This window comes from Mesorhizobium sp. M1A.F.Ca.IN.020.06.1.1 (assembly GCF_004023265.1).
Classification (GTDB): domain Bacteria; phylum Pseudomonadota; class Alphaproteobacteria; order Rhizobiales; family Rhizobiaceae; genus Mesorhizobium.
In genome coordinates this window covers 1-5,989 of the sequence record NZ_RZSR01000300.1, presented here as the reverse complement: position 1 = coordinate 5,989, position 5,989 = coordinate 1, and the positions used below count along the sequence as shown (strand labels likewise).

Annotated in this window: 6 protein-coding genes and 1 pseudogene; 6 read left to right on the top strand and 1 reads right to left on the bottom strand. The window is 62.1% G+C overall.

Going from position 1 to position 5,989, the window contains the following annotated elements; all coding sequences use genetic code 11:
* Positions 1-168 precede the first annotated feature (168 nt).
* A complete protein-coding gene (tgt, locus tag EOA60_RS15165; RefSeq protein ID WP_095825319.1) occupies positions 169-1,299 on the top strand; it encodes a tRNA guanosine(34) transglycosylase Tgt in 1,131 nt (376 codons plus the stop codon).
* Positions 1,300-1,305: 6 nt separating this feature from the next.
* On the opposite strand, the gene EOA60_RS15160 is transcribed toward tgt, so the two are convergent.
* Complete coding sequence (locus tag EOA60_RS15160; RefSeq protein WP_066992501.1) at positions 1,306-1,725, bottom strand: DUF4864 domain-containing protein; 420 nt, start codon at positions 1,723-1,725, stop codon at positions 1,306-1,308.
* 278 nt (positions 1,726-2,003) lie between these two features.
* Between EOA60_RS15160 and EOA60_RS15155 the strand changes: the two genes are divergently transcribed.
* The 5 genes and pseudogenes from EOA60_RS15155 to EOA60_RS39005 all read left to right on the top strand — a co-directional run.
* Positions 2,004-2,240: an Lrp/AsnC ligand binding domain-containing protein gene (locus tag EOA60_RS15155; protein WP_066992504.1), complete on the top strand. Its 237-nt coding sequence runs from the start codon at positions 2,004-2,006 to the stop codon at positions 2,238-2,240.
* 168 nt (positions 2,241-2,408) lie between these two features.
* Positions 2,409-3,821, top strand: a complete 1,413-nt coding sequence (locus EOA60_RS15150) for a circularly permuted type 2 ATP-grasp protein (protein ID WP_164746775.1) — start codon at positions 2,409-2,411, stop codon at positions 3,819-3,821.
* 232 nt (positions 3,822-4,053) lie between these two features.
* Positions 4,054-4,995 (top strand): alpha-E domain-containing protein, encoded by a 942-nt coding sequence (locus EOA60_RS15145; protein ID WP_066992511.1) that lies wholly within the window; start codon positions 4,054-4,056, stop codon positions 4,993-4,995.
* A 20-nt stretch (positions 4,996-5,015) separates the two neighbouring features.
* Positions 5,016-5,810: a transglutaminase family protein gene (locus tag EOA60_RS15140; RefSeq protein ID WP_095825321.1), complete on the top strand. Its 795-nt coding sequence runs from the start codon at positions 5,016-5,018 to the stop codon at positions 5,808-5,810.
* Between the two features lie 30 nt (positions 5,811-5,840).
* Positions 5,841-5,989: pseudogene (locus EOA60_RS39005) on the top strand (peptidase); the annotation flags it as partial.

The window sequence follows — 5,989 nt, the reverse complement described above, 5'->3', positions numbered from 1 at the left end:
GCCATGATCTCTGCTGGCATCATCCCGACCTCTGGGACCTGCTGCCGGAGAAGACCGAGCCGGCGATCGCCGTGCCGCCGTGGCCGAAATTCATGCGCGGCTGCATCCGCTACCGGCAGTCGCTCGACGAGCAGGCACCCGGCGCCCCGGTGCACGACAAGGAATTCGATGGCTGAGACTTTCTCTTTCAAGCTGCTCGCCACCGACGGTAATGCGCGGCGCGGCCTCATCAGCATGCCGCGCGGCGAGATCCGCACGCCGGCCTTCATGCCGGTCGGCACCGGCGGCACCGTCAAGGCCATGTATATGGATCAGGTGCGCGGCGTCGGCGCCGACATCATCCTCGCCAACACCTATCATTTGATGCTCAGGCCAGGCGCCGAGCGCGTGGCGAAGCTCGGCGGCCTGCATGAATTCGCGCGCTGGCCGCACCCGATCCTGACCGATAGCGGCGGCTTCCAGGTGATGTCGCTGTCGAATCTGAGGAAGCTTAGCGAAACGGGCGTCACCTTCCGCTCCCATATCGACGGTGCGCGCTACGAGATGTCGCCGGAGCGGTCGATCGAAATCCAGGGGCTGCTCGATTCCGATATCCAGATGCAGCTCGACGAGTGTACGGCGCTTCCAGCCAAGCCGAAGGAAATCGAGCGCGCCATGGAACTGTCGCTGCGCTGGGCCGAACGCTGCAAGGCGGCGTTCGGCGATCAGCCGGGCAAGGCGATGTTCGGAATCGTGCAGGGCGGCGACAGTGCTGTGATGCGCGTGCGTTCGGCGCAGGCGCTGGCGGCGATGGACCTCAAAGGCTATGCCGTCGGTGGGCTGGCGGTCGGCGAGCCGCAGGCGGTGATGCTGGAGATGCTGGACATAACCTGCCCGGAACTGCCGGCCGACAGGCCGCGCTACCTGATGGGTGTGGGCACCCCGGACGACATCTTGAAATCCGTGGCACGCGGCATCGACATGTTCGACTGCGTGATGCCGACGCGCGCCGGCCGCCATGGTCTGGCCTATACGCGCCGCGGCAAGATCAACCTGCGCAACGCCCGCCATGCGGACGATCCGCGTCCGCTGGACGAGGAAAGCGACTGCCCGGCCGCGCGCGACTATTCGCGCGCCTATCTCCATCATCTCGTGCGCTCGCAGGAGTCGCTCGGCGCAATGCTGCTCACCTGGAACAACCTGTCCTACTACCAGAAGCTGATGCAGGACATCCGCGCCGCGATCGAGGCAAAAGCCTTCGAGACGCGCGCTGCCGAGATTTCGGAATGCTGGGCGAGGGGCGATCTGCCGGCGCTATGAGCGCTTTTATGTGCTCACCGAAGTCGCGGCGCGCAGGCTGCAGCCGGTGATCTTAAAGCTGCCGTCGGGCTGCTGTTCGAGCGTGTACACCGCCTCATAGTCCTTGCCGTCGGGCCCGACGATCAGCACCTGCTGGACGATCGAGGCCGGCCCGGTCTGCTCCACCTTGCCGAAGGAATAGTTCTGCGGCCTGCGCACCGGCGCATATCCGTTGGTCACCATGTTCATGAAGGTGTCGACGGTCGGGAAGATTCGCTTCACATTTGGCGCGGCGAAGCTGTAGGCGGTGGCGCCGTCATCGGCGAGAAAGGCCTTGAGCTGGCTGTCGATGACTGTTTGCGCCGCTTTGATCTCGGCGTCACCGGCGAAGGCCATGGATGCAAGAACCATCGGAACGAGAGCGAGTGCGAACAATACGCGGCGCATGGCCTGCCTCCAGAATTCGCGTGGAACAACTATCATACGCTGGCCGGCGTGCCGTGGTTTCACCGTTTCGCAGATTTCTTGCCTGCATGGATGCCTCCGCTAGGACCTGACCTGAGGTGTTCCCGAACTGTCCTTGGTGGCGTCCCCGTGCCGGTGTGGCATGCCGATCGCGGAGTTGCGGCAAGCGGCCGCCAAGGCGCGTGCAGCCTGATGCTTGAAAGCCCGTCGCCAGTCTGCCACAAGGGCCGCTCATTCGCGAAGACTGGCAGGACCGGGAAATGAAGGCATTTTTCGTGCAGATAAAGTGCGATCTGGGCAAAGCCTATGAGGTCGCCAGCGCGCTCGCCGATGCCGAGATCGCCTCCGAAATCTATTCGACCGCCGGCAATTACGACCTGCTCGCAAAATTCTATGTCGACGACGAGGAAGACATCGGCCACTTCATCAATGAACGGGTGCAGATCCTGCCTGGAATCAAGGACACCTTCACCATCGTCACTTTCCGGGCGTTCTGATTTGCCGTTTGATGCCCGCTCACCGGGCATGAACTGACCCGGCGTCGCTCCCGCTGCCCTAATCGTAGGCATTTTGCATAGGGCGGCCGCCAGCGCCGCCCAAATCACCGATTGCGCTTGATTTTCTCCAGCCGGGCCAGTGAAATGGCTTCAGAGGGGAGTACGCGATTGGCAGCGTTCGACGAAATGCTTCCGGAAGTCTCCGGATTGAGAAGACCATACCAGGCTTATGATCGCTGGCTGAAGGAACAGGACCCGGCCAGGCTCACCCAGAAAATGGAGGACGCCGAACGCGTCTTCCGCAAGACCGGCATTACTTTCGCCGTCTATGGCGAGCAGGAAGCTTCCGAACGGCTGATCCCCTTCGACATCGTCCCGCGCATCATTTCCGGCCAGGAATGGCGCCGGCTGACGCAGGGCATCGAGCAGCGCGTGCAGGCGCTCAACGCCTTTCTCGACGATATCTACCACCGCCAGGAAATCCTGCGCGCCGGGCGCGTTCCCAAAGAACTGGTGGCGAAGAATGAAGCGTTCCTGCCGGAGATGATCGGTGTGAGACCGCCGGCTGGCGTCTACACCCACATCATCGGCGTCGACATCGTGCGCATCAGCGAGAACGAATTCTACGTGCTTGAGGACAATGCCCGCACGCCGTCGGGCGTCTCTTACATGCTGGAGAACCGCGAGACGATGATGCAGCTCTTCCCGGAGCTGTTCCAGCAGATCAAGGTGCGGCCGGTGGAGAACTATCCGCAACTGCTGCGCCAGTCGCTGGCGGCGGTGCGGCCGCAGAGCGCAAAGGGCGCGCCGACCATCGCGGTGCTGACGCCGGGCAGCTACAACTCCGCCTATTTCGAGCACGCCTTCCTCGCCGACCAGATGGGCGTGCAACTGGTCGAAGGACAGGATCTGCGCGTGGTCGACGGCCATGTCACGATGCGCACCACCGAAGGCTACAAGCAGATCGACGTGCTTTACCGGCGCGTGGACGACGCCTTCCTCGATCCGCTAACCTTCCGGCCGGATTCCGCGCTCGGCATGCCGGGCATCATGGATGTCTATCGGGCCGGCAACATCACCATCGCTAACGCGCCGGGCACCGGCATTGCCGACGACAAGGCGATCTATTCCTACATGCCCGAGATCGTCGAGTTCTACACAGGCCGCAAGGCGATCCTCGGCAACATCCCGACCTGGCGCTGCTCGGAGCCCGACAGCCTGAAATATGTGCTGGAGCACATCGGCGAGCTTGTCATCAAGGAAGTGCACGGCTCCGGCGGCTACGGCATGCTGGTCGGCCCCGCGGCGACCAAGAAGGAATGCGAGGCGTTCGCCAAGAAGCTGCAGGCCAAACCCGGCAACTACATCGCCCAGCCGACGCTCGCGCTGTCGACATGCCCGATCCTGACCGAGAAGGGGCTGTCGCCGCGCCATGTCGATCTTAGGCCTTATGTGCTGGTTTCGGATCGTATCCAGATCGTCCCGGGCGGCCTGACTCGCGTCGCGCTCAAGGAGGGGTCGCTTGTGGTCAACTCCTCGCAAGGCGGCGGAACGAAAGATACGTGGGTGTTGGACGATTAAAGAGCGAATAGAGAGTAGCGAATAGCGAATAGCGAATAGCGAATAGGGAAAGAGGGGGATCCGACGCAATCAATTCTTACAGAGACCTAATTGTTTGGAAGGTGGCCAAACTGACGAAATCGGAAAAATGCTGCGATCGATGATCAGGAGCCTTCAACAGAGATCATGAAATCTTTTTTTCGCTACTCGCTACTCGCTACTCGCTATTCGCTCGACACCGGAGCAAGCTGACATGCTTCTCGGCCGCACCGCCAACGGTCTCTACTGGATGAACCGCTATATAGAGCGGGCCGAAAACATGGCGCGCCTGGTCGATGCCGGCCTGCGCATGGCGCTGACGCGGACGCAGAACGCGTCGGAGGAATGGAACTCCGTGCTGCTCAGCGCCGGCTCCGACCTGGCCTTCTCGCAGAAATACCAGGACTACACCGTCGCCAACGTCTCGGATTTCCTGCTGCGCGACACTTCGAACCCGTCGAGCACGATGGCCTCGATCGAGACGGCGCGCAACAATGCGCGCATGGTGCGCACGGCGCTGACGCGCGAGACCTGGGAGAGCATCAACGAGGCCTGGATGTCGCTGAAGCGGATGCTAGCACGGCCGATCGACGAGCGCGATCTGCCGACGGTGCTCGACGCGATCAAGCGCGAAACGGCGCTGATCCGCGGCTCGTTCTACGGCACGATGCTGCGCAACGAGATCTTCGACTTCTCGCAGCTCGGCACCTACGTGGAGCGCGCCGACAACACGGCCCGCATCCTCGACGTGAAATACTATGTGCTCTTGCCGTCGATCTCCTGGGTGGGCTCGACACTCGACAATTATCAATGGGAATCGATCTTGCGCTCGGTGTCGGCGCACCGCTCCTATCGGTGGGTGTATGACGCGGACTACAAGCCGACCAACATCGCCGACTATCTGATCCTCAATGTCCGTATGCCGCGCTCGCTGACCTTCTGCTATCGCTTCCTCGGCGAGCATTTGAGATTCCTCGCCGACGACTATGGCGAGCGCCATGCCTGCCACGCCACCGCCGAGAAAATTCAGACGATGCTGAAGAAGGGGTCGATCAAGGATATTTTCGACCACGGCCTGCATGAGTTCCTGGCGGAATTCATTCGTGACAACACCAGGCTGGGGGATGAGATCGCCCTGGACTACCGGTTCTACTGAGCGCTGGAGAGACAGGCGCCATGCGGCTCAAGATCACACACCGGACCGAGTACCGCTACGATGCACCGGTGCAGTACCTGTTGCAGCGGCTGCGCCTGATGCCGGTCAGCGGATCGACTCAGACGGTTGCGTCCTGGGTGATCAAAATCGACGGCGCGCGAGAGGAGGTTCGCTTCACGGACCATTTCGGCAATGACACGCGGCTGGTGAGCGCCGAGGGCGGCCAGCACACCATCATAGTCGAGGCGGCGGGCGAGGTGACGACGCGCGACACCGCCGGTGTGTCCGGTGCGCATCATGGTTTCGCGCCGCTCTGGCTGTTCAGCCAGCAAACGCCGCTTACGACCGTCGGCGACGGCATTCGCGACCTGGCCGCTTCGGTCGGGGAGGGGACGGATATCGACAGGCTGCACAAGCTGATGGGCGCGATCCGGGAGCGCGTCGCCTATAAGCCCGGGACGACCAGCGCCGTGACGCCGGCGGAAGAAGCGCTAACGCTGAAGGCCGGTGTCTGCCAGGATCACAGCCACATCTTCACCGCCGTGGCGCGCGTGATGGGCTTCCCCGCGCGCTATATCAGCGGCTATCTGATGATGGATGCCACGGTCGAGCAGGCGGCAAGCCATGCCTGGGCAGAAGCGCATGTGCCGGGCCTGGGGTGGGTTGCCTTTGATCCCGCCAACGGTATCTCTCCCGACGAACGCTATGTAAGAGTGGCGACGGGTCGGGACTATAGCGATGCCTCGCCTGTGTCGGGAATACTGCTGGGGCAAGCGGAAGAGAAGCTTGCCGTCACCGTCACGGTAGAGCAGTAGTCTCTGCCAAGATTCACCAGAAGAGCGACCATGACCTATTGCGTCGGCCTCAAGATCGATCGTGGACTCGTGTTCATGTCGGACACGCGCACCAATGCCGGCATGGATTCGATTTCGACCTTCAGGAAAATGCATGTCTGGGAAGAGCCTGGCGAGCGCGTCATCGTGCTGATGTCTGC

Coding starts and splice junctions, on each gene's coding strand:
- EOA60_RS15155 (WP_066992504.1), top strand. CDS start 2,004: ATGAAGGCATTTTTCGTGCAGATAAAGTGCGATCTGGGCAAAGCCTAT.
- tgt (WP_095825319.1), top strand. CDS start 169: ATGGCTGAGACTTTCTCTTTCAAGCTGCTCGCCACCGACGGTAATGCG.
- EOA60_RS15140 (WP_095825321.1), top strand. CDS start 5,016: ATGCGGCTCAAGATCACACACCGGACCGAGTACCGCTACGATGCACCG.
- EOA60_RS15145 (WP_066992511.1), top strand. CDS start 4,054: ATGCTTCTCGGCCGCACCGCCAACGGTCTCTACTGGATGAACCGCTAT.
- EOA60_RS15160 (WP_066992501.1), bottom strand. CDS start 1,725: ATGCGCCGCGTATTGTTCGCACTCGCTCTCGTTCCGATGGTTCTTGCA.